This window comes from Rhodopseudomonas palustris BisB18 (assembly GCF_000013745.1).
Classification (GTDB): Bacteria; Pseudomonadota; Alphaproteobacteria; order Rhizobiales; family Xanthobacteraceae; genus Rhodopseudomonas_A; species Rhodopseudomonas_A palustris_F.
Window position 1 is genome coordinate 5,015,066 of record NC_007925.1, and the last position, 25,576, is coordinate 5,040,641.

Sequence of the window (25,576 nt, forward strand, 5' to 3'; positions counted from 1 at the left end):
CCATCGCTCCCTAAAGCCGCGCCGCGACGAGGACCAACCCGGTGATGCCGAGCAGCTCCGGCCACTTCAGATAGAACAGCACCGCCTGATCGATCCGCATCCGGCCGACCGCGGCCTTCAGCAGCGCCCCGGCCAGCACCATCACCACGCATTTCAGCGCGAACACCACGAGGCCGGCGATACCATCCGGGCCGTTGGGGAAGAACAGCGCAACGCCGAGCCCGATCACCACCACGCTCTTGATCGCCGAGGTCAGCTTCAACAGCCCGAGCGGCGGCCCGGAATATTCCACCAGCGGACCTTCCAGCACCTCGGCCTCGGCCTCCGGAATGTCGAAAGGCGCGATGCCGAGATTGGCCGGGATGAAGCTCAGATAGGTCAGGAATGCCGGCAGCAGCCACGGATCGAACAGGAACGCGCCGTGGCTCTGCTGATAGTTGACGATGTCGGACAGGCTGAGCGCGATCGGCTGGCCCATCGCGGCGCCGGCGTGCAGCGCCACCGCGACCAGCGACAGCAGGATCGGCCCCTCATAGGCCAGCACGATCGCCATCTCGCGGGAGAAGCCGATCGCGCCATAGGGCGAGCCCGAGGCCGAGCCGGCCAGCATCAGCGCCACCGCCGGCACCGAGACCAGATAGAACAGTACGATCAGGTCGCCGAGCAGCGGGCTCGGCTGGTAGAAGCCGGGGATCGGGATCATCGCCGCGGCGACGCCCATCGCGGCGAGCCCGATCAGCGGCACCGTCAGGAATACGAAGCGGTTGGCAGTGTCCGGAATGAGGGTGCGTTTGCGCATCAGCTTGACCAGATCGTAGAACGGCTGCACCAGCGGCGGCCCGACCCGGCGCTGCAACCGGGCGATGGCGCGGCGCTCGACGCCTTTCAGCGCCAGACCCAAGGCCATCGCGAACAACCCGCCGGGAAACACCACGACGGCGAGCAGAGTCCAGAGCGTGTCCTTAATCATGGCGGGGACTTTCAATCGCGGGTTCGGCCCGAAGCGCCAGCCGGATCAGGCGCTCCGGCGTCTCGTAGAGTGCCGACGCCGGCATGTGCATCCGAGCGTTCGGGATATTCATCACGCCGCCGGTGTGGACGTAGCTCGCGACCTTGGTGCTGCCGGCGACCCGGTAGTACAGCCAGCCGATCAGGCCGACGGCGACAAGCGCAAGGCTGAGCACCAGCGGATTGAACGGGCTCGATCCCGGCAGCCCGCCAAGCCAGCTCGCCGCGATCGGCTCGAGCCCGAGGCTCGCCTGAATCCCCGCGATCGGCACCAATAACAGGCCTGGAAACACCCCGACCGCGACGCTCGCTGCGACCAGCAGCAGCATCGGCGCCAGCATCACCGCGGGGGCTTCCTTCATCCCGGCCGCGACCGGCGACAACTGCCCCATGAAAGCGGTGTGGGCGAATTTCAGCACCGCGGCCAAGGTGAACAGGCTCGACATCAGCGCCGCCAGCGCCAGCAGATAGTGCCCGCTGTCGAACGCCGCCTGATAGATCAGCCATTTCGAGCCGAAGCCGTTGAGCGGCGGAATCCCGGCCAGCGACAGCCCGGCGAACAGGAAGATGCCGAAGGTGATCGGCATTTTCCGTCCCAAGCCGCCCAGTTCGTCGAGGCTGGTGATATGGGCCTGCGCCAGGATGCAGCCGGCGACCAGGAACAAGAGGTCCTTCAGCATCATGTGGTTGGCGGCGTGCATCAATCCGCCGGCGACGCCGAGCGAGCTGCCGAGCGAAATCCCCAGCAGGATGTAACCGAGCTGGCTGACGGTGCTGTAGATCAACAGCCGCTTGATCCCGGTCTGCACCACCGCCATCGCGCCGGCATAGAGCAGCGTGATCGCGGCGACCACCGCGACCACCTGCATCAGGTTCGGCATCCACGGCGAAATGGCGGCGAGCTTTGCGAAGGTCGTCCCTGCCCCGAGCACCACGAAGAATTTCAGAATACCGTAGGGGCCGACCTTCAACAGCACCGCCGAAATATAACCGGAGACCGGGGTCGGCGCCGGCACGGTGTGCATCTGGTAGTCGATCCGCAGCGGCAATTGCGCGGCCTTCATCAGGAAGCCGGCAAAGATCAGGCTGATCGGAACCAGCAGCGCGGCAGGTTGCAGCTTGCCGACGGCTGCGGCCAATTCGGCAATCTGGAACGTGCCGGTCGTCGCCGCCAGCATGGTGACGCCAAGAAACAGCACGCTGGCGCCGACGAAATTGAAGATGAAATATTTGGTGCCTTCGCGCAGCGCCTCGGCGGTCTCGTCGTGGCTGATCACCAGATACAGCGTCCAACTGCTCATCAGCTCCCAGAACGCGAAGAACGAGAACAGGTTGCCGCTGGCGGCGACGCCGAGCAATCCGGCGATCATCGCCAGGAAGTAGAAGAAGAACCGGTTCTGCGCATGGCCATGCGCCATGTAGCCGATCGAGTAGCACAGGTTGACGCCAGCCATCGCCACGATCGCCGCGGCATACCAGAACGACAGCGCATCGTAGCTCGCCGCCTGCAGCAGCACGCCGGCCAACGCCGCCGCCATCACGCCGACCGACAACACGCCGGCGCGCAGCGGACGGCCGCGGCCGAGCAGATAGACCGCGATGGCGCCGAGCGCGGCGATCGCGGCGGCGAGCGACCATTGCATCGTCAACGGCGGCAATGCCGCACGCGCCAGCTCGCTGTGCGCAGCCAGACGATCCACCACCGGCAGCGCGAAGTGCAGCACGGCGTCCGGATACAGCCCGTTGACCACGCAGAGTGCCGCGAGCGCGCCGAGCACGATCCGCATCGACAACGGCGCCTCGGCGATTGCGGGTCCGCTATAGGGCGCGAAGAACACCACGCGCAGGATGCGGGCGTAATACATCGCGCCGATCACGCCGCCGAGCAGCATCACGATCGCCACCGGGATTTGGCCGGCCTCGACGCAGGCATAGATCATCAAGAACTTGCCGACGAAGCCGCCGAACGGCGGTACGCTCATGATCGCCAAAAGGCCGATGCCCATGCAGAACGCGGTGAACGGCATCTTGCGGCCGATGCCCTTCAAGGCGTCGAGCGTCTGGCCCTTGGCGCGCATGATCAGCGCGCCGGCGCAGAAGAACAGCAGCGTTTTCATGATGGCGTGGTTGGCGACGTGGACCAGCGCGCCGGCCAGCGCCAGATAGGTGCCGACGCCGATCACCATGGTGATCTCGCCGACCTGCGCCAACGTCGAATAGGCCAATAGCCGCTTGATGTCGGTCTGCCGATAGGCCTGGATCTCGCCGATCAGGAAGGTGACGCTGCCCAGCACGATCAGTACCACGCCGGGCGCGGTCAGCCCGCCGAACACATCGAGGTGGACGAAGCTCGCCGCGCCGAATACCGCGAACAACAGCTTCACAATGCCGAGAATGCCGGCCTTGGTCAGGATCCCGGACATCGGCGCCGAGATCGACGACGGCGCCACCGGATGGGCATCCGGCAGCCAGCTGTGCAGCGGAAACAGCCCGGCCTTGGCGCCCAGCCCGACCAGGAAGGTCGCGGCGATCAGCCAGCCCATCGCCGGCGACAATTGCGGCGCGCGCTCGGCGATTTCGCTGAGTTCGAAGGTGCCTAGCTGGGTGTGCAGCAACAGGATGCCGAGATGCATCACGTAAGCGCCGGAGCTGCAGATCAGGAAGTACTTCATCCCGGCCTTGAGCGCCTTGTCGGTCTGCTCGTGGATCACCAGGAGATACGAGCTCCAGGTCATCAGCTCCCAGAACAGATAGAAATTACCGAGATGGTTCGCTGTGGCGACGCCGATCAGGGAGCCGATCATCACGAACAGGAAGAAGAAATAGCGGTTGATGGCGTGCGAATGCGCGATGTAGCGGATCGAATAGACCGTGACGGCGAGGCCGATGCCGGCGAAGATCAGCGCGAAATAATCGCCGACGTCGCCGCTCTTCAAGGTGAAGGCCACCAGCGCGAAGGTCGCAGCCGCGATCACCGCGGCGCCGACGCTGCGCAGCGAGGGGGAGAACCGGCCGAGCACGAACAGCAGGAAGCCGCCGACGTAAGGCAGCAGCACCGGCGCGCTCCAAGCGGTCTCGAATTCCGGCAGCGCGGAGTGATCGGCCATGCCGGCCGCGGTCGCCGCCATCGCCAGGAACGGGTCGGGATACAGGCTCATCACGATGGTGGCGAGCGCCAGCACCACCATCGGCGCGTCGCGCGGCGTGATGGCGAAGAACGAGATCGGCTTGTCCTTCAGAATGCCGTGGCTCTGGCGCTGGAAGCACACCACCTGCACGGTGCGGATGAAGTAAACCGCGGCGATGATGCTGGCGATGGTGCCGCCGACCGCGAGCAGCCAGTCGCCGTTTTCGATCGCGGCATAGAGAATAATGAATTTGGAGAACGCGCCCTTGAACGGCGACAGCCCCATCACCGAGAACATGCCGAAGCCGAACATCAGCGACACGAACGGGAACCGTTCGACGCTGCCGACCAGATCGTCGAGCTTCGACGATCCGGTGCGCCGGATCAGATGCCAGGCCGCCAGCAGCAGCAGCGCGCGCATCACCATCTGGTAACCGAGGTGCATCACCGCGCCGGTGTCGCCGGTCAAGGTTCCAACCCCGAACCCCATGAGAACATAGCCGAGTTCGGCGATGCAGGAGGCGATCAGCATCCGCTTGAGGTCGCGGATCTGCATCAGCGCGGTGACCTCGCCAGCCAGAGTCAGCAACAGTCCAAGCCAGCCGAGAAGTGAAATATGAGCCATGGACCGCATCCGTCCTTCTTGCCTGCCGCGCAGGGATCGGCGGTGAATAGGCCGAATGGGCGGTCAATTCCGTCAGACAGCGGACAAATCGGAAATTATCGGGAGGCGCGGTCGAGCAGCGCAGTGAGCCGGTGGCTTGCACATCGGCGTCGGGCTGGGAGAAAGGGCCAGGTCGAGAATCAGGCGGCTCGGCACGTGAGCAGTCCATTGCGCCACGCGCCGATTGCCGATTGCACCCGTTCGGACAACCTGCGGAGAACCGTCTGGCCTTCAGCTGATCTGCTGAATAGGGCAGGCGTCTGTCGAACGGTGTCAGCTTGGCTGCACCCGCGACATTGATGTTCGGCCCCGGCGGCTTGTCGAGATAGTTCTCGTTCGTTGCCCAGCGCAGGAATGATTTGAACAGCTTGAAGTATTTGTCCTGCGTCTTGATCGAGAGCGTCGGGCCGTTCGAGCGTTTTGCAGCCGCGGCCTTTGCCGTCATTCCGCTATTTTCCTTGCACTTGGCATAGTTTGGCGGGAGCTCCGAGATGAGATCGCGGACAGCTTTGACGTCGTCGACATCAAGGGATCGCATTGGTTTGCTGGCCCCTATGGCCTCCTCGGCCAAGCTCAGCACGTGCCTGACGTCAGTCGCGGTCTTGTTTGCCCAATCGCTCTTGGCTTTGAATGCGCAATAGAGCTCGCCAACCTCCTTTGGCGAGGGCTGCTGCGGAGCTACGTGGGGCGCCTCGCCGATGATGGGAGGACGGCCGGTAGGCTCCATGCCTGCTCTAGGTCTGTCTCAACAAGTCGCTGGAGCAGGCGATGCGTCTGCCCGCCGATCCGGGTTGCGATCTCGAAGATGAGGTCTGCCTAAATAGCCCCGCGCGAGCTCATTGATCGTCGCCGTGGTAAATTGCGGCATGGCCCCCCAGCGTCTTTGAGAGCACGTCGAAGGTATTGCACAGGAGGCGGCTGCGCACTTTGGCGGTCAAAGGGTCGCTGGTCCGGAGTGACGCTTTGATCTCGCTCCGCCGCACGCGCGGTACGAGTTGGCGCGGCACCGCCATCCGGAAATAGAAGATCGCGTCACGACGGACGAGTCGAGGAAGAAGCTGCAAAATGGCGCTCCGCTGGTCCAGATTCTGTACCAGGGGTCGGAAACGGCCAGCTTCGCGCTCGGAAAAGCGTAAGGATATGAAAGCCTTACTGCTTCAGTGGCGGAGAGAGTGTCCGCCCAGAAATGAGAGAAACGTCCGTTTTACGGCTATCGAAAGTGCACGAATTTTGGCTACATACACCTACACATACACCATGCGCCACCATCCTCGAATGGACGAAACACCAGAAAGCCAGAGCTCGACAAGGTAAATATCCCCCGGCAGAGCCGGGGGCTTTAGGGATTGGGCCGCTCGAAGCGGCTTCCAGGGAAGCTGACGCGACCCTGCGGTCATTTGGCCACCTGAAGGTGGCAGTCAACGCCACAAATTCAATTGCTCCAGGCGCCTGTCCTCCTGTCTGATGTACTCCCGGATCACCGCTTCGTCCCGACCTATGGTCGAGACGAAGTACCCTCTCGCCCAGAAGTGCTGCCCTACAAAATTGCGCTTCTTCTCTCCATAGACACGGGCCAGGTGGATGGCACTCTTGCCCTTGATAAACCCGACCACCTGCGACACCGCATATTTCGGTGGAATCGAAATCATCATGTGGACATGGTCCGGCATCAAGTGACCTTCTTGGATCCGGCTTTCCTTCTGCTGCGCCAGCTTGCGAAACAACTCCCCAAGGTGACGTCGCAACTCCCCATAAAGCGTCTTTCTCCGGCATTTGGGAATGAACACAACATGATATTTGCACTCCCATTTGCTGTGGCTTAGGCTCTCGTACTCGTCCATCGTCAAACTTCCTCTCGTGTGCGTGGTGGCTCACGATCAGAAGTTTCGGCAATGGGCGACCGCCGTAAATGTCAAACTTTTGCTGCCTCCCCGGCAGAGCCGGGGGGGCCTCCTGGTTATGCTAGCGAGCGCGTCATATACCTGCGTCGGCAGCGACAACGTTCCGTTGACCGCCAAACGCCCCCAACTCGAAATCGCAGGAGACCCAATCGTTGACTGACGACTGGCACCAATACTGAGATTGTTGAGAGATGCACCCAAGAAGGACAACAACCAAAGCCGGCGGCTGCTGTCGCTGGCTGCAGGAACGCGGCGCAAGCCATCAAGCTGAAGCGCTCGCACCTCGGCGCGACTCATTTCTCATTGACAATTCGTTTGAGCAGGGGCCCCGATCGGCGCCGATCGGGACCCTTGCCAAATGCGATCTTTCTCAGTTAATTCGGTGCTGATCCACACATGCGAGCTCCGCGGACCAACTACGTATTATAATTGGGAGAGGCGAAAAAGTCTTTCCCGCGGCAGCATCAGCGACGGATGCGGCATCATTTTCGTCGCACGCGACAACCCCGCAACAGGCAGTATTTTTGCTGCGGCATTTCCCTTGCCATGCCCCCCCGCATGGAGACCGCCACCATTCCAATCAGGCGCCCCCTTTGGTCCTTGCTGCTGATGCGTGCCGGGAGGTCGAAATTGGCGACCGTCGCCTGATCCGTACTAATACGATTTCACTGGGAGCCGTTCATGCGGCGAAGACGGCGACAAATGCCATCGAGTCGAACTCGTAAGACTACGGATGCCGCAAATTGTGGCGCGAAGATTCCCGCGAATAATCCGCATTACAGAGCGTTTTCGCGCAAAGCACTTCCTATCGACTGCAGCCGAGTCACGCATTCAAAACGCAATTTTAACTATAAGCCAGCATCTCTTAGGGAGAGTAACAATGCTTCAAGGTATCACATGTCGCGTCTCAACATCAGGAGATTTCGTCATCTGTCGCTGCTAACCGTCTGCGCACTCGCGGCGTGCAAGACCAGCGACGGACGTCATCCTCCGGAGTTCCGACTGCCTGATCGCTTCACCACCGGGTCGGTCAATCCTGTGCCGAACCCGTACCAGACGTGGTGGCGGCGGGTCGGAAACCACGAACTGAGCCAACTGATCGAGCGCGGCCTCGCCAACAACCTTGATATCGCAAGAGCCGTCGACCGCATCAACGTGGCAAGTCAACGCGTGACGATCGCCGGCGCCGACGCTTTCCCTCAGGTCGGCGTCGGAGCGACAACGCAATCGTTCGGTACCATACCTGCCGGCGTGACCGGGACCACATCAACTCATTCCGCCGGCCTGAACGTCTCCTGGCTGCTCGACTTCAACGGCAAGATCGCCAAGCAGAAGTCGGCTTCGGAAGCCGAGCTGCGGGCCGCGGGTTACGACTTCGCCAATGTCCGGTTGGCCTATCTGGCCGATCTGATCGCAACCTATATCGACATGAACTACTTCGCGCGGACGATCGCGGTAACCGAGGGATCGATCAAGAACGCCGAGGACACCGTAACGCTGGTTCGCAACATGAAGGAATTGGGGACGTCCAGCGAACTCGACATCGCCCAGGCCCAAGCCGATCTCGCGACGTTGCGTGCCTCGCTGCCCGCACTACAGCGCGACAGGACCATCGCAGCCAATCACATCGCGACGTTGATCGGCGTCGCTGCGGGCAGCCTGACGCTACAGGGAAGCCGGAGTCTTGAGCCGCTTCTCTCCGCCGATGTTGGAGCTGGAATTCCCGCGGATCTCATCCGCAACCGGCCCGATATCCGCGTCAAAGAACAACTGCTCTACGCGGCCGCAGAGCGCATCGGTGTGGCGCGGGCGGATCTGCTGCCCAGCGTGACGTTGAACGGGACGATCAATGCGGCGCTGTCGCCGACGATCTACGGGATGCTCGGTGGCGGCACCTGGGCGTTCGCCTCTTCCATCCTCGCCCCGGTGTTCGACGGCGAGCGGCGTCAGGCGACGATCCGGCTCGCCCAAGCCGACTGCCACCTGCGCTATCTGGACTGGAGGCAGAACGTGCTGGTGGCGGTCGAGGAAGTCGAGAACCTGCTCACCTCGATCAAGCGCGGCCAGCGTGAACTCGCGTCATTGCGCGACAGCGTCGCCGCCAACGAAAAGAGCCTCAGCCTGACCCGCGCCGCAATGACCGGCGGCACTGGAATCCTACTCGGCGTGATCGACGCCCAGCGCTCGCTCAATCGGTCCCGCCTGGCACTGGCGCAGAGCCAGCGCCAGCTCGCCCGGTTTCAGATATCGCTGCAAATTGCGATCGGAGCAGGCGCCGACGCGCCGGTATCGGCTCCGGTGCCGGTTGTCGCTGCGACGACGCCCGCTGCTCCCGCTGCGAACGTCGCGCAGCGCGACGGCTCGCCGGCTCCGCAACCGACGACCGTCAAGAAGCCGCCGCGACCGGCTGCTTGAGCAGCCCCTGAGCTTCGAGCGCATCCAGCTGTCGGAGCGTGTGCGCGAAAATGTCCTCCATCCTCTGCAGCAGCTTTCGCAATTCCGCGGGAGAACAGCCTTCACCGGTTCTGAGCCGCGTCTCCATCAAGCCAGCGAGCGCCGCCATGCCGGAGGCACCCAGTATCTTGCTGGAGCTCTTGATGGTGTGGGCTGGCAGCACGGCCTCGTCGAGCTCATCCTCGTCGATCTGCTCGCGCAGCACGTTCAGATAGTTTCGGGTGTCGGCGCGGTAGAGCGATAGCAGGGTATCCAAGTTTCGAACGAGGTCGCGGGTCTGCTTCAACACGGCCAGATCCATCAGCGGCACCTTGCCTGCCGGGGTTTCGGGAGCCGGCGGATTCGGCTTGGCCGTTGCCGCAGCAGGGACGTTCGGCGCGGGAGCAACGGGCTGCGCCGCGACGACGGGCGGCGGCGGAACCAGCGGCGCCGCAACCACCGGCGCCGGAGCCGCCGGCGCGTCGTGTTGCGCCAGATCGAGCACCGCAGGTCGCGGCACCGCGGCGGTCGCGCGGCTCGCCGCCGTCGCCCGCTCCGAACCGAGAGCCGACGGCGCCTTGAGCAGCCCGGACTTGACGAGTTGATCCAGCGCATCGGCGATAATTCGGATCGAGATCGGCTTGAACACGACATCATCCATGCCGGCCTCGATGCAGGCCTCACGGTCGCCTTTGAGCGCGTTCGCCGTCACCGCCACGATCGGGCAACTCTTGATCTCGCCCGCCGCCATCAGCTCGCGCATTTTGCCGGTGACAACGAACCCATTCATGACCGGCATTTGGCAATCGATCAGCATGAGATCGAACGACCCCGCCTCAGCCATCCGGATCGAGCTTGCCCCTTCCGTCGTCGCCTCGACCGCGAAGCCGAACTCTTTCATGATCTCTTCGAGGATGATCAGATTGATCTGGTTGTCATCGACCAGAAGAACGGAAGAGCCGGAAAATTTCGGCAGCTCCATCGCCTCGGCGGACGCCCCGCGCAAGACGCCGCCCGACGGCAGCGGCGGTGCCGCCGCCTCCGCACTGATCGACCGGAGTTCGTCAATCAGATCCACCGCGATGAACGGCTTCACCAGGAAGCCACTGAACTTCTCGTAATGCGGACTGAATTGCGACTCGCCCAGAATCAACGCCGGGAGGCCCGGACCGATCTCCGCTTGCAGGGCCTGCCACTGGTCGCTTGCGCGCTGAATATTCCGGTCCTCGTCGAAGATCAGCGCGCGCATCGGCGCAGCCTTCATCGCGGCCAGGATGCGCGGCAAGCAATCCGGACCGTATTCGAATTTCCGGCAATGGACTCCAGCATCCGAAAGCGCATGGACGATGGCCTTGAACTGCGCCTCCGATCCCGTCACCACGCCGATGCACTGGCCCCGCGCATCGTCCTCGCTGTCGGCTCGCTCCTCGATGACCGGAATCCAGAACGAGAATGTCGAGCCGACGCCCTTCTCACTCGTGACCCCGATCTCGCCCCCCATCGCGTTGCAGAGCTTCTTGCAAATCGCCAGCCCGAGGCCGGTCCCTTCGCGATGCCTCTGTCCGTCGTCCTCCGCCTGAACGAATCGACCGAACAACTTTCCCTGCTGTTCCTCGGTCAGTCCGATGCCGGTGTCCACGACCGAGATGTGAAGCCGTCCCGACTTCTCGTCCTGGTGTTGGTACGACACGATGACGGCGACGCCACCCTTCGACGTGAATTTGAGGGCGTTGCCGATCAGGTTGCCCAGGATCTGCCTTAACCGCATCGGATCGAGCTGCACATGGCGCGGCACATCCGGCGCTACATCCAGAACCAGCTCCAGGTCTTTCTCACGTGCCTGGGCGAAATAGAAGCTGGCCGCCTCCTTGAGCTGCAACTGCAATTCCACCTTGCAGGGCTTGATCGCCAATTGCCCGCTGTCGAGCTTTGCCATGTCCAAGACGTCGTTCAGGATCGTCATCAGCAACGACCCGGATGTCACGATCAACTGGGCGTAGTTGCGCTGAACCGGCGTCAGATCGGTCCGCATCAGCACGTCGGCCATTCCGAGAACGCCGTTCAAGGGTGTCCGGATCTCATGGCTCATGTTGGCGAGAAATTCGCTCTTCGCCTCATTGGCGGCCTCGGCACGCCTGACGGCGTGTTTCAGAATCCTGTTCTGCGCTCGCGCGGACCGCGCAAACATCGTAAACAGAGTGCAGGAAATCACGAAGATCCCGATCAAGCCCAACGCGAAGATGATGAGGCTTCGCGTCGCCGGAAATTGTTCGGCGAATTCGATTTCGAGCTCGACATCGCTGCTGAGCGTCACCGTTCGGCTCGACGTATGAGGCTCGACGATCAGTCCCGCCTTTTGTACGACGGCATCGACCGACAGCTCCGATACCTTGCCGTCGATATAGACCCGAATTGCGGTGACGAGGGTGCTGGTTGCAAAGTTCGAGGCGGCCTGTGAGACGGCCGTTTTCAAATCCAGAATCACGTAGGCGATGAAGTCCTGGTCCGGCCCAGTATCGTCGGGAACGCCCTGAACGAAGACGACGAGATCCTTTGATATCGCTGCGAATGTGCGCGGATAAGCGGACGTCACGACGCCGCGGGTCAGCGCTAAATTGCGCTTGAGCTCGAGGTTGAGCGAGGCCATCTCTTGTCTGTCGATCGAAAGCGCGGTCCGATCCGTCAGGAAATATTTCTGGCTGAAATCGCCGCCGAGGCGGACGTAGCCAATTTCCCTTATGTTCGCCGATTTCTTGGCGGCCCTCCTCAATTTGCCATCGATCAGCGCCTCCCCGCCGCTCGCCACCAGGCCGATGAGGTCCTTGATGCGGACGAGCGCCACATCGCCCTCCGCGGAAGCGAGGCGTGCGATGCCATCGGATTCCAGCTTGAAGTTCTGGTGATTGAGTTCGATCGAGCTTGCGGCGTAGAAATAGATCAGGCCGCTCGTCAACGCGAAAATCGCGCCGATGATCCATGCCAGCGGGACGCGGATGGTCTTGTCTTTGTGAACGATCAACATCATTACCACCCGACCGTTCGCGTCGTTTGAATGACGCCGACAACCTCGTTTCCCGCCTCATTGTAGGCGAGCTTGCTGAATGCATAGCTGTTGGCGCGCGAGATGCCGCGCCCATTGAGCGCGCCGGCGCGCGACGGATCGGCAGCGAGGAACGGACGCCAGTCGAAGCCGGCCCCGGTGTCCTTGACCGAGAGCACCAGATGCCCCTCGCGGCGAACCATCGTCGCCTCCACCTCGCCCTTGTAGGCCGCATCGGCACAGCGACTGGAGAGTTGCTCCTGCCAGCGGCCGGCCGCGAGCAAGGCGGCCTTCTGTTCGAGGCCGAAGCCCAGAACGCCGTGCTCGACGGCATTCTGAACCAGCTCGTAAATGCCCTGGATGATCGTCTCGGGTTCGGCGTGCAGGCTGGCGAGCAGGCTGCAGACGCCTTCGACCTCGTCCGGCCGCTTGAGCAACGTGCGCAACACCGTCACGTTGACAAACGCGGACTGATGGACCGAGAGCTTGGAGGCTACGTTGCGCTGACGGTCGACTTCCTTGCGCGCGGAGTCCACCACCGAACGCACGAGGTCGACCGAGGGCGGCTTGGTCAGATAGTAGAATGCTCCGGCGTCGAGACCGGCGGCGATGTCTTCCGCGACGTTGGAGCCGGTAAGCAGGATAACCGGGATGCCGCGGGTCGACGGCTCGCGCTTCAATCGCCGGGTCAGCGCGAAGCCGTCCATCACCGGCATCATCCGGTCTGTGATGACGACGTCGGCGCGGCCGGGATTTTCGCGGAGCATGGCGAAGGCTTCGGCGCCGTCGCTCGAGGTCTCGGTAATGAACCCCAGCGACGACGCCATCTTTTCGAAAATCGCAAGCGAGAACCGGTCGTCGTCGACGATCAGCAGCCGTGTCGGCGCTGAGCCGGTTTGAACGGCAGGATGTGGCATTGATCACCGTTCGTTGAAGGCAGAGCCCAACGTCCTTTGCAAGGGGGTAAGAATATATTCCATGACCGTCTTGCGCCCGGTGATGATCTCGCAGGTCACCTCCATGCCCGGCTGGATCACCGCTCCAGGAGCCTTGGGCATTCGGATGTCGACCGGCTTGATCTTGACGCGATAATAATACTGGCCGCCAATCTGGAAGGACGAGGGCGAAATGGACTCGACGACGCCTTCGAGGCTTCCAAAGCGTGTGAAATTGTAAGCGCCGACGCGGATCTGCGCCGATTGTCCCACGCGGAGATAACCGATCTCTGACGAGCGAACGCTGGTTTCGGCGACCAGCGGCGTATTGAGAGGGACCAGCGTCGCCAGCGCCTGGCCGGACCCGACCACCTGACCGATGGAATTGACCTCGATCGATTTCACCAGCGCGGCGACGGGCGCGGTGATGGTGAGGCGCTGCTTGCGTTGGTTCTTCTTCGCGATGTTGGCATCGACGACATTGAGACTGGCCTCGAGATCGCGAACCTTCTGGGCCCGATTCGAGCGCAATTCCGCTCCGTAGCTCACCAGTTGCTTTTCGACCTCGCCCAGGCGTTCGATCGCTCCCTGCTCGCGCGACGCCGCAGCGTCCGCCGCCGACCGCGCGCGGACCACCGCCTGACGGCGCTCCTCGGCTTGCAGCCCCGTCGCCACGCCGATCCGCATCAAATCCGCGAAGCGCTTCGACACGCGCTCGGCGTTCTCGACCTCGTCGAGCGCTCCCTTCAACTGGATGGCAGTGGCCTCGCGATTGTATCTGGCCTGCGCGATCTGGCTCGAAAGGCGGGAATACTCGTTCTTCTCAAGGGTCTTGGCGGCAGCGAAGGCATTGGTGTTGGCGATTTCCTCGACCGCATAGCGGCCGTTTGAACTCGTGAAAGCCGGCTCGCGTCCCTCGAACAGAGCCACTTGGGTCTCGATCTGCGCCAACAGATCGACCCTTTGCCGTTCCAGCGCGACGTCGTCCTCCGCCGTTCCGGCGTCGCGAAGCACGATGAGCGTATCCCCTTTCTGAACCGTCGCCCCCTCGCGAACCGCGATGCGCTCGACCAAGCCGCCCTCGAGATGCTGAACCACCTGTTCCGATCCGACCGGCGTGAAGCTTCCGACGGCTTGCGTGACTTCGTTCAGTTCGGCGAAGCTGGCCCAGATGATCGCAGCCGCAGTCCCTGCCGATGCAATCAGGCCGAAGCTTCGGGCAAATCGAAACGCCGCGCTCTCCCTGCCCATCGGCGGCAGGGTGATTGCATCCATCAGACGCTTGTCGCGTTCGAAGGCGAGCCTGAAACTCTGAATGCCTGCCGCGAATTTCATGCGCGCTTCTCGCTTTTCGCTCGACTGACCGCCACGATCCGGGGAACGCCGCCATAGGAAAGTTCAACCATCCGATCCGCCTGGCTCAGGAAGTCCGCCCGGTGCGACACGAAGACGATCGTCCGCTCGCCGCGGAAGTCGGAGATGATGCGCCGCAACAGCTCGCCGAGTGAGCCCTCCATCAGGCTGTTGGGAAGCTCGTCGATCAGAATGAGCTTGCTGTTGGTGAGGAACGCCCGCGCGAACGCGACGCGCAGACGAAATTCGTCATTGAAGCCGCGAGCCTCGTCGGCCGCGATGTGATAGTCCAATCCGTTCGGCAGTTGCCTGACATCTTCATCGAGGCCTACGACCTTCAGTATCTCCTGCAGGCTCGCGTCGGAAGCCAGCGGATTGGCCAGCAACAGGTTCTCGCGAAGCGTGCCAGGGAGCAGCGCCGGCTGCTGCGGCACATAGGACACGCGCCTGCGCAGCTCCTCGACCGAGAACTGCCTGATATCGACCCCATCGAGCCGGATCACCCCGAGGCCGATCTCCATCATCCCGAGAATCATCTTGAGGATGATCGATTTGCCGGTTCCTGCCGGCCCATACAAGGCGATGACCTCGCCCGGTCGCACATCGAGATCGAGGGCGACGAACACCGGCCTGGTATCCGCCGAGCGAAATCCGACGTTGACGAGACTGAGCGCGCCCGCAAGATCCTCCATCCGCTCGCGGCCCTTCAGCCTCTCGAGTTCGGTCGGCATTTCCTTGAGCTCGTTGACCTGAGCCACGCTCTTGCGGATCTGCTCGATGCGCAGGATCGAGAGACAGAACGTGTGGAAGGGCAGCAGACACCGCAGGCCGAGGATCGTCATCGCCAGAACCTCGACCCCACCGGTAATGCTCGACTGAACGGCGAGCCCTCGCATCACCATCAGAATGATGATCGACCCGGAAAACACGCTCGATGAGACGGCTTCGATGGCTGCGCCGAGCTTCTGCAATTGGGCCTGCGCGGCCTGATCGCGCACCAGGCTGGCGCTGAGCCGCGTCGCCCAGACATGCTGGAGCCCGACGTCGCTAATCGTCTGCAATCGGTCGAAGGTTTCGATGGCGATGCGCTGCGCTTCGGTTGCCGCGTCCGCCACCACCGAGATGTAGATCCTCGCGGCGCGCAGGCCGATCAGGAACACCAGTGCGAACACCAACATCGCGCCAACCAGGACCAGCGCGCTGCGCCAGTCGATCAAGGCGACGATCACAGCGTAGAACGGCGCCAGCACGATATCCATCGCCGCCGGACAGGCGGGACTGACGAGAAAATCCCGAATCCCCTCGAATGAGCGCATGCGCGCCGCCTGCGCCGCTGGCGACGCCCGCTCCGACAGAGACGGCGGAAGCCTCAGGATGTGTTCGAATGAGGCGGCGTTGACGATGAACTCCAGCCGGTTGGCGACCCACGACAAGATGTTCGACCGCAGGTCGGAGAGCTTGGCGTCGGCGACGACGATCAGGATCAGACCGACCGCGAGCAGCGGCAAGGTGCCGAGCGCGGCCCGCGTGATCACCTCCGAGAAAATCGTCGATATGGCCGCGGCGGAGAGCACGCCGAGCACGGCGAGCAGAAAGCTGATGCCGGCAAGCGTCAGCCAAACGCCTTGAAAACGGCTCGACAGCGCGGCGATCCAGCGCAGCCCGGTATGCCCGCGTCGCGTTGCCGACAACGGATCAATCGCGCTGCGATATTCGAACGTCGCGACCCGCGCATATGACGAGAGCCGTTTCAGGTCGTATGGAACCGGCTCGGCATTCGCCGTCAGTTGGAACAGCTGTCCGGTCCGACTATCGGTCACGACGACATACTTCCCGCCACGGTCGTTGACGAGAACAGCCGGCCCGCCGTTTTCGATGGCATCCCGCGACGCCAGCCGATCGACCACGAAAAATCCGAGATTTGCCATCCCGATGGTGACGACCGTTTGGGCTTCCGACGGCAAATTGCGCGGCAATGCCCCGAGGACGTTCTTGAGCGGAAACTCCTGGCCGCTGAATATGACCAGCGAAGCAAAGACTTCGGCCGTCTGGATGTCGACGCCGTTGCGCGCAATGATCGCCGCGGCGGCAACGCTGACTGCGCACTTCTCGCGGATGCTTGAGGGGGCCGGCGTCGCTGGCTCGACGCCCCCCTTCTTCGGGTCATCCGAGGCCGCAAACGTTTCCAGGCGCTTCAGCAAATCCCGCGCTGTCATAGCTTCAGTCCGCGGTAGGTCGTGAGCTCTTCGGAGGCCTGTGACCGATCCAATTGCAGACCGTCCGGCCGCAGCACGTAGTGACGCGAGGCGCCGCCGGTGAGATTGCGATCTTCGGACACGATGACCACCGTGGCCCTGCCCCGCACCTGCGCAAGAAATCGATGGAGATTTGCGTAAGCAAGCTGGTCGAGCCCGCGGTCGGCGTTGTCGAGAAGAATGACCCGCGGGCGATGAGCCAGAGCTCGGACGATGGCGATCTGCTGGCAGAGCGAAGCCGAGATGGATTCCACGACGTCGCCGGAGACCGCGGTCTCGACCCCTTGAGGGAGTTGATTGATCTGGGCTTCGACGCCAAGCATCGCAGCGACGGCAAGCGCCTGATCGATCGTGACCTCGCCGAAGCGCGTGATGTTGTCCCGGATCGTGCCCTTGAACATGATCGCGGTCGACGTCACCAATGCGACGCCCGCATTGAGAGCGCGGCAGGAGATTTGTTCAGCCGGTATTCCCTCCAACGCCACATGACCCGAGGCGGGTTTCTCGACGCCGGCGAGGATGCGCATCAGGTGGGTCAACGCCTTTTCCGAAGAGCCGGCAATGGCGACGAAATCGCCTTTCCGCAACTGCAGGTCCAGACCCGTGTAGCGCTCGGTCGACAGCCGGCTCTCGATCTGGAACGACAGTCCCACCGCGTCCAGTTTGCCGTCGCGAGACAGCTCCGGCCCCTCGGCGACAGATCGTCCCGCCTCCCTGCCCAGCAGTTCGGCGACGACGTCGCGGCTCTCGCATAGATCCTTGGCTTGAATGTACAAGAAGACTGCCCGCTGCAGGGGCGCCATCAGGCGGCCCGACAGCAAAATCACCGCCGCAACCGCGCCAATCGACATCGACCCGGCAGCGACGCCATAGGCGCCGCACAGCAGGGCGACGATGGTGAGCCATTGATTGGAGACCGCCACCTCGTTCATCAGGCGTCCCATGGCTATCGCCATTCTGTAGTTGCATCGCGCGAGGTCGGCCTGGAACACCTCGTATTGGCGCGCCACCCGTCCCTCGACGCCGAGCGCCTTGATGGAGTGGATCGCACCCAGCACGCTGAGAAGAAAACTGTAACGGCGCTCGGTCTTTCGCGAAACGATCCGCGCCAGCCGGTTCATCTTCCATCCGTCTGCCATGGTCATGGCAAGTCCAATGGCGACGCTCACCGTGACCGCCACCCCGGAGAGCGGCGATATAAAGAAGATGAGCCCAAGGACCACGGGAACGAACGAAAGTTCAGCAAGCGCGATGACGGTCTTGCCGCCGAGATCCTCGGCGACCTGGCCGACCCGACCGAAATAGACGATCGCCTGCGCCGCCCCGGCCTTGGCTGATCCGGCGGCTCCGCCACGGACGAGCTGTTCGAACACCGGCGTGATAAGCGTTTGATTATACTTGAGCGTCTCTTCGATAGACAGGATATTGCGGGCAAATCGTAGCGAGGCCTCGAGCAACGTGACCGCGAGCGCCACGAACACGATCACCGGCAGGGTGGTCGTGTTCGGCGCCGGCAAGATCCGGTTGAAGATGATCTGCGCCGTCAACGGCACGCATAGTCCGAGGACGTTCAGCGCCAACGTCGTTGCGATGAGCGTCGAATAAATTCCGATGACTCTCCTTTCCTTGGTGTGGGCGCTGATCATGTCACTCGGGCTTCATCCCATCAGAAGTGAAAACCGAAACTGCTCACCGTCTTCGCGGTCAGTGCAGCGAGCAGCGACGTCGATCCTGTCGGCGTCGGAGCGGTGGGCATCGAGATGACCGGCGCCACCGACACGCTTGGCGTCGACGTGGTGGGGCTGTGGCTGCTCGTCAGCAGGCTGGTACTGGCCGCAATCACCGAGCTGCTTCCCAGAACGGAATGCGTGTCCGTCGTTGCAATCGCCGACGGCGTCGAGATCGACGGCGCCACGAGGGACAACCCCGAAATGGAGAAATTGCCTCCGTTCAGGGTCGAGAGCGTGCTCGACAGCGACGACGACAAGACGCTTGTCGTGCTCGCCACGTGACTGTCGATCGCACTCATGGTCTCGATCGCTCCGGAGACGACCTTCGCGAGCACGTCAGTCGTTGCGGTCGTCGCGGAGGACGTTGCCGCGAACGGTGACATCGGCGCGATGCTGGTTAGGACCGACGAGGCGATCGTCGATGTGGCTGCAGGCGTCACCGCACCGATGCCGGCCGACGACGGTGTGGCCGACGTCAGTCCGCTTGCGATATCGACGATGCTTGCAATCGGTGCGGCAGCCGTGGCGAGCAGCGGGGCTGCGACTGGGACGCTGGTGGCGGCCATGGTCGCGGAAGAATCCAAGTCGGCCGCGGAGATCGCCGCGGCTGAAGAGGGAATGAGGCCAGAAGACAGCACATCGAGATTGGCAAGAAGGCCGACATCGATGTCGATGTCGCGGCCGAGCAGCGACTCCACCGGATCGAGCGGCACCGCGACGGCGGCGCCGAGCGTGTTCAGCAACGGCACGTTGGTCGCGCCGAGCGAGAGGTTGAGGTCGGTGTCCGACGGCGATGGCCCGGCCGGCGGGGTGTTCGCGAGATTGCCGCCGACGAGGTTGCCCAAGCTGCCGACAACATCGCCGACATTCGCCACGGTCGCATTCACCGGCGCCAGATCGATCGCGGCACCGAGATCAATGTTGATGTCGCGGCCGAGCAACGACTCCACCGGATCGAGCGGCACCGCAACGGCGGCGCCGAGCGTATTCAGCAGCGGCACGTTGGTCGCACCCAGCGCAACATTGAGGTCGGTGTCCGGCGTCGACGGACCGGCCGGCGCGGTGGTCGGGAGATTGCCGCCGCCGAGGAGGTTGCCGACAACATCGCCGAGACCGTTGCCGATATTGGCCACGGTCGCGGTCACCGGGGCCAGATCGATCGCAGCGCCGACATCGATGTCGATATCGCGCCCGAGCAGCGTCTCCACCGGATCGAGCGACACCGCAGCAGTCGAGCCCACCGTGTTCAGCAGCGGCACGTTGGTCGCACCGAGCGCAACGTTGAGGTCGGTGTCCGGCGATGACGGACCGGCCGGCGGGGTGCTGCCACCGAGGCTGCCCAGGTTGTCGACCAGACCGCCGAGACCATCGCCAACACTCGCCACGGCGGCCGTCACCGGCGCCAGATCGCTCGCAGCGCCGACATCGATGTCGATATCGCGCCCGAGCAGAGTCTCCACCGGATCGAGCGGCACCGCAACGGCGGCGCCGAGCGTATTCAGCAGCGGCACGTTGGTCGCACCGAGCGCAACGTTGAGGTCGGTGTCCGGGGCCGAAGGACCGGCCGGCAGATTGCCGCCGACAAGGTTGTCGAGGTTGCCGAGATTGCCGACAACATCGCCGAGGCCGTTGCCGATATTGGCCACGGTCCCGGTCACCGGCGCCAAGTTGAGTGCAGCGCCGAGATCGATGTCGATGTCGCGCCCGAGCAGCGTTTCCACCGGATCGAGCGAGACCGCGGCAGTCGAGCCGAGCGTGTTCAGCAGCGGCACGTTGGTCGCGCCGAGCGAGAGGTTGAGGTCGGTGTCCGACGGCGACGGCCCGGCCGGCGGGGTGTTCGCGAGATTGCCGCCGACGAGGCGGCCTACAACATCGCCGAGACCATCGCCGATATTCGCCACGGTCGCATTCACCGGCGCCAGATCGATCGCGGCAGCGATATCAATGTCGATGTCGCGGCCGAGCAACGACTCCACCGGATCGAGCGGCACCGCAACGGCGGCGCCGAGCGTATTCAGCAGCGGCACGTTGGTCGCGCCGAGCGAGAGGTTGAGGTCGGTGTCCGACGGCGACGGCCCGGCCGGCGGGGTGTTCGCGAGATTGCCGCCGCCGAGGAGGTTGCCCAAGCTGCCGACAACATCGCCGACATTCGCCACGGTCGCAGTCACCGGCGCCAGATCGATCGCGGCACCGAGATCAATGTCGATGTCGCGGCCGAGCAAAGACTCCACCGGATCGAGCGGCACCGCAACGGCGGCGCCGAGCGTGTTCAGCAGCGGCACGTTGGTCGCGCCGAGCGAGAGGTTGAGGTCGGTGTCCGACGGCGACGGCCCGGCCGGCGGGGTGTTCGCGAGATTGCCGCCGCCGAGGAGGTTGCCCAAGCTGCCGACAACATCGCCGACATTCGCCACGGTCGCATTCACCGGCGCCAGATCGATCGCGGCAGCGAGATCAATGTCGATGTCGCGGCCGAGCAACGACTCCACCGGATCGAGCGGCACCGCAACGGCGGTGCCGAGCGTATTCAGCAGCGGCACGTTGGTCGCACCCAGCGCAACATTGAGGTCGGTGTCCGGCGTCGACGGACCGGCCGGCGCGGTGGTCGGGAGATTGCCGCCGCCGAGGAGGTTGCCGACAACATCGCCGAGACTCGCCACGGCCGCGGTCACCGGCGCCAGATCGATCGCGGCACCGAGATCAATGTCGATGTCGCGGCCGAGCAACGACTCCACCGGATCGAGCGGCACCGCAACGGCGGCGCCGAGCGTGTTCAGCAGCGGCACGTTGGTCGCGCCGAGCGAGAGGTTGAGGTCGGTGTCCGACGGCGACGGCCCGGCCGGCGGGGTGTTCGCGAGATTGCCGCCGACGAGGAGGTTGCCCAAGCTGCCGACAACATCGCCGACATTCGCCACGGTCGCAGTCACCGGCGCCAGATCGATCGCGGCACCGAGATCAATGTTGATGTCGCGGCCGAGCAAAGACTCCACCGGATCGAGCGGCACCGCAACGGCGGCGCCGAGCGTGTTCAGCAGCGGCACGTTGGTCGCGCCGAGCGAGAGGTTGAGGTCGGTGTCCGACGGCGACGGCCCGGCCGGCGGGGTGTTCGCGAGATTGCCGCCGCCGAGGAGGTTGCCCAAGCTGCCGACAACATCGCCGACATTCGCCACGGTCGCATTCACCGGCGCCAGATCGATCGCGGCACCGAGATCAATGTCGATGTCGCGGCCGAGGAACGACTCCACCGGATCGAGCGGCACCGCAACGGCGGCGCCGAGCGTGTTCAGCAGCGGCACGTTGGTCGCAGCCAGCGCAACATTGAGGTCGGTGTCCGGCGTCGACGGCCCGGCCGGCGGCGGGGTCGGGAGATTGCCGCCGACGAGGTTGCCCAAGCTGCCGACAACATCGCCGAGACTCGCCACGGCCGCGGTCACCGGCGCCAGATCGATCGCGGCACCGAGATCAATGTCGATGTCGCGGCCGAGCAACGACTCCACCGGATCGAGCGGCACCGCAACGGCGGCGCCGAGCGTGTTCAGCAGCGGCACATTGGTCGCAGCCAGCGCAACGTTGAGGTCGGTGTCCGGCGTCGCCGGCCCGGCCGGCGGCGTTGTCGGGAGATTACTTCCGACGAGATTGCCGAGGTTGTCGAGGTTGCCGACAACATCGCCGAGACCGTTGCCGATATTGGCCACGGTCGCGGTCACCGGGGCCAGATCGATCGCAGCGCCGAGATCGATGTCGATATCGCGCCCGAGCAGCGTCTCCACCGGATCGAGCGAGACGGCGGCAGTCGAGCCGACCGTGTTCAGCAGCGGCACGTTGGCCGCACCGAGCGCGACGTTGAGATCGGTGTCCGGCGTCGCCGGCCCGGCCGGCGGGGTGGTCGAACCGCCAGTGGAATTGGTTTGCCCTCCGGCCCCCGGGGACCCCGGATCGGTCGTTGTGCCGGTCGGGACGACAGAGCCCGTCGCTCCCGACGTGTCCGGCGTGTCCGGCGTGCCGCCAGGTGTCACCGGGGCAGTGGTGGCGGGGTTCACGATGGGTGCCGGCGTTGTGATAATGCCACCGCCGGTGGTCACGCCGCCGCTGTTGGTCGGCACGGCCGCGCCGGCATCTGTCGGAGCGGCGGCCGGCGCCGCTGCGCCTTGCGGTGCCGCGGCCGCTTGTGGCGCCACCACCTGGGGCGCTGTCGCAGCGCCACCCACACCGCCTGTCGCCACACCCGCCCCTTGCGCGGCAGTGGACGCCGCTGTCAGGTTGGCGTCGGCGGCCTCCGGATTCACCGGCACCTGCGCCGTGCGCCCCAGCGAGCCCGTGCTCAGGCTGGATTCACTGTCACCGGCGACGACGCCTGGATCAACCGAGGAAGAAAACAGATTCGTTTGTGTCTGAACGCTGTTAGCAAGCGAGCCCGTTGCGCCGATGAGATTGTCTCCGGTCAAGATACGCGATCCATTGGGCGTCGTATCCTGAACCGAATTGACCTGCGGCATTGTCGTCTTGGATACGGCATCCGCCGGACCGAGACCGGAGAACTGATCGAACGCCTCGTACAATTTCGAGTCCAACATAGACGTCGTCGTTTGATTTTCAGCAGCCATCTCGAAACGCTCCTGTGAACCTGCTCAGAGGCCTAATTCTATCTTCCTGTTGGCTTACGTTTCTTCTGTGATTAAGTTTCGCCATGTCTCGCGACGCGGCGCCGATTTAGTAGAAATCCGCCTCTTTTGCGCTGCGGTGCAGTTCGGCGACACACCGTCGGCGCGGTCGTGACGTTCTCTTTTCTAAAAATGGCGAACCTCCAAAACGAACGAACGTCTCATCATTGCGACGACGTTAATCGACCATTCGCTAATTAACCCTTGATCGCTCGCTACTTTTGACCTCGTAGATTCACCAGTTACTTGGCTCGCAGAGCAGACGTTACTGACCTCGCAGACCAAGCCGCGCAGCAATTGAGCGCATCTTTAGAACAACTACTTTTCGAGAAGTTTTGGACGCCTGATGCGGGCATTTTGATTAGTTTGTCCGGCGACCAATTTGTTGCCGCTCGATCACCCTGGCGAAGCTATTGCCCTGGATGTTGCTGCCCTTCCGACGGCCTGCGACCGAATGCCTCGGAACAAAGATGCGCGGACAAGAGCGCAGCCGCAGTTGCGGCCCGCGCATGGCCGCGCAGCCCAGAACATTTCGTGCCGGGTACTGCCCAATATTGGCTGCCGACAGGAAGCTCCCGCGCAAAGAGCGGCGAAGGACCTAAGCCAGTTCCGCCGATGCGCGCTGCATGTTGGCCGACATGTCCGCCGTCACTGCGCTCTGTTCCTCGACCGCTGCGGCGGTGGAGGCGATGAATTCGTTGACATCGGCGATCGCGGCCTTGATCGCGGTCAGCGAGCTCGCGACTCCGCTGGAGACGGCGTTCAGCGCTTCGATTTCCGCCGTAATCGTGTCGGTCGCCTGCTTGGCCTGACCGGCGAGGTTTTTCACCTCGGAGGCGACCACCGCAAAGCCGCGACCGGATTCGCCCGCGCGCGCGGATTCGATCGTGGCGTTGAGCGCGAGCAAATTGATCTGGCTGGTAATGCCGGCGATCATCTCGACGATGCCGCTCATCGCCTGCGCGGCCGCGTTCAGCCTTTGCGCTTGGCCGTCGGCAGCGTCGACCCGGGCGGTCGCGCCCTTCGAGGTCTCGCGCGACTTCGCCATGGTTTCGGAGATCTCGCGAATCGATGCGCTCATCTGCTCGCTGCCGGCCGCAACCGCCTCGATGAGCCCACGCGCATTGTCCGCCTTCTTGCGGCCGATCGCTTGCGCGGTGATGTCGGTGGCGTACTTCACCACCTTGTAGGGCTTTCCGTTGAGATCCAAGATCGGATTGTAGGAGGCCTGGATCCATATCTCCCGGCCGCCCTTGGCGATCCGTTTGTATTCGGCGGCCTGGTATTCGCCGCGATTGAGCGCTTCCCAGAATTGGCGGTAGGCGGCCGAGTTCTTATCGCGTAGCTCGACGAACATGCTGTGGTGTTGGCCCTTGATCTCCGCGAGCGAATAACCCATCGCATTCAAAAAGTTCTGGTTCGCTGTACGGATCGTGCCGTCCATGTTGAACTCGATCACGGCCTGCGACTTCTGGATCGCGGCGAGCTGGCCGTCGCTGTCCGCCGCCTTCATCTTCTGCGCGGTGACGTCCGTTGCGAACTTCACCACCTTTAGCGGCTTGCCGGTCTCGTCGAGGATCGGGTTGTAGGTCGCGAGAATCCAGATTTCGCCGCCGCCCTTTGCGATCCGTTTGTATTCGGCGGCCATGAACTCACCGCGGTTGAGCCGCGCCCAGAATTCGGCATAGCCGGCGCTCGCGCGATCCTCGACCGTCACGAACATGCTGTGGTGCTTGCCTTGAATCTCGGCGAGCGAATAGCCCATCACGCCCAGGAAATTCTCGTTGGCGGTGATGACGGTGCCGTCCATCTCGAACTCGATCACAGCCTGGGCACGGTTGATCGCGGCAATCTTGCCGGCGTCCTCCATGGTCCTAAGCTTGTACGCCGTGATGTCGGTCGCGAACTTGATGAAGCTGACGACCTTGCCGGTCTCGTCGCGCAGCGGCGCATAGGAGGCGTGGACCCAGACTTCCTTGCCGTCTTTGCCGAAGCGCTTGTATTGGGTGGTCTGGAATTCGCCGCGGTTCAGGCTCTTCCAAAAGTCGCGATAGCGGGCGCTCTCGCGCTCGGCCGGGCTGACGAAGATGCTGTGATGCTTGCCCTTGATCTCCGCGAGCGTGTAGCCGCTCATCTTCAGGAGGTTCTCGTTGGCGTTCAGGATGGTACCATCGAGGTCGAATTCGATGACAGCCTGCAAGCGGTCGAGTGCCTCGACCTCCGCCAGCGCGTGCTTCACTCTCTTGCTGTTAAACCCGAACACTGCGCACCCCATGAGTTTGCGGAAGCCGAAGTGTGACATCCGACCCGGTCAAAGAACTCCCATGGACGCGTTGATCAAGCGTAAACGCCGGCATGGCACAGCGCGCAACTAGTAATTTACCCAGGTGTTGCTACGATGAAAATCGGCAAGTCCGATCGAGAGCGGCTCTGAACAATTGTTGGCACCTTACTGCCGCGGACAATAATAGC

General features: G+C 63.3%; 12 protein-coding genes. 1 reads left to right on the top strand and 11 read right to left on the bottom strand.

Going from position 1 to position 25,576, the window contains the following annotated elements:
- Positions 1 to 10: 10 nt before the first annotated feature.
- The 4 genes from RPC_RS22575 to tnpA all read right to left on the bottom strand — a co-directional run bounded on the left by RPC_RS22575 (position 11) and on the right by tnpA (position 6,640).
- Positions 11 to 970, bottom strand: a complete 960-nt coding sequence (locus RPC_RS22575; RefSeq protein WP_011474906.1) for a respiratory chain complex I subunit 1 family protein — start codon at positions 968 to 970, stop codon at positions 11 to 13.
- Positions 963 to 4,760, bottom strand: a complete 3,798-nt coding sequence (locus RPC_RS22580; RefSeq protein WP_011474907.1) for a proton-conducting transporter membrane subunit — start codon at positions 4,758 to 4,760, stop codon at positions 963 to 965. Before RPC_RS22580 ends, RPC_RS22575 begins: the two co-directional genes overlap by 8 nt.
- Before the next feature lie 875 nt (positions 4,761 to 5,635).
- Positions 5,636 to 5,863 (bottom strand): DUF6538 domain-containing protein, encoded by a 228-nt coding sequence (locus RPC_RS26395; RefSeq protein ID WP_157043275.1) that lies wholly within the window; start codon positions 5,861 to 5,863, stop codon positions 5,636 to 5,638.
- Positions 5,864 to 6,217: 354 nt separating this feature from the next.
- Complete coding sequence (gene tnpA, locus RPC_RS22585) at positions 6,218 to 6,640, bottom strand: IS200/IS605 family transposase (protein ID WP_011474908.1); 423 nt, start codon at positions 6,638 to 6,640, stop codon at positions 6,218 to 6,220.
- 957 nt (positions 6,641 to 7,597) lie between these two features.
- On the opposite strand from tnpA, the gene RPC_RS22590 reads away from it, so the two are divergent.
- Entirely contained in the window at positions 7,598 to 9,115 is a 1,518-nt protein-coding gene (locus RPC_RS22590) for an efflux transporter outer membrane subunit (protein WP_011474909.1), read from the top strand.
- Here the strand turns inward: RPC_RS22590 and RPC_RS22595 are convergent.
- From RPC_RS22595 to RPC_RS22625, 7 genes are all read right to left on the bottom strand, one after another.
- Positions 9,087 to 12,155, bottom strand: coding sequence for a hybrid sensor histidine kinase/response regulator (locus RPC_RS22595; RefSeq protein WP_011474910.1), 3,069 nt, complete (start codon positions 12,153 to 12,155; stop codon positions 9,087 to 9,089). The genes RPC_RS22590 and RPC_RS22595 overlap by 29 nt on opposite strands.
- 2 nt (positions 12,156 to 12,157) lie before the next feature.
- Positions 12,158 to 13,090: a response regulator gene (locus RPC_RS22600; protein WP_011474911.1), complete on the bottom strand. Its 933-nt coding sequence runs from the start codon at positions 13,088 to 13,090 to the stop codon at positions 12,158 to 12,160.
- A 3-nt stretch (positions 13,091 to 13,093) separates the two neighbouring features.
- Positions 13,094 to 14,443, bottom strand: coding sequence for an HlyD family type I secretion periplasmic adaptor subunit (locus tag RPC_RS22605; protein ID WP_011474912.1), 1,350 nt, complete (start codon positions 14,441 to 14,443; stop codon positions 13,094 to 13,096).
- Positions 14,440 to 16,677, bottom strand: a complete 2,238-nt coding sequence (locus RPC_RS22610; protein ID WP_011474913.1) for an ATP-binding cassette domain-containing protein — start codon at positions 16,675 to 16,677, stop codon at positions 14,440 to 14,442. Before RPC_RS22610 ends, RPC_RS22605 begins: the two co-directional genes overlap by 4 nt.
- Positions 16,674 to 18,362 (bottom strand): ATP-binding cassette domain-containing protein, encoded by a 1,689-nt coding sequence (locus tag RPC_RS22615; RefSeq protein WP_011474914.1) that lies wholly within the window; start codon positions 18,360 to 18,362, stop codon positions 16,674 to 16,676. Before RPC_RS22615 ends, RPC_RS22610 begins: the two co-directional genes overlap by 4 nt.
- A 20-nt stretch (positions 18,363 to 18,382) precedes the next feature.
- Positions 18,383 to 22,546 (bottom strand): beta strand repeat-containing protein, encoded by a 4,164-nt coding sequence (locus RPC_RS22620; RefSeq protein ID WP_157043276.1) that lies wholly within the window; start codon positions 22,544 to 22,546, stop codon positions 18,383 to 18,385.
- A gap of 1,156 nt (positions 22,547 to 23,702) precedes the next feature.
- Positions 23,703 to 25,367: a methyl-accepting chemotaxis protein gene (locus RPC_RS22625; protein ID WP_011474916.1), complete on the bottom strand. Its 1,665-nt coding sequence runs from the start codon at positions 25,365 to 25,367 to the stop codon at positions 23,703 to 23,705.
- Between the last annotated feature and the right edge of the window lie 209 nt (positions 25,368 to 25,576).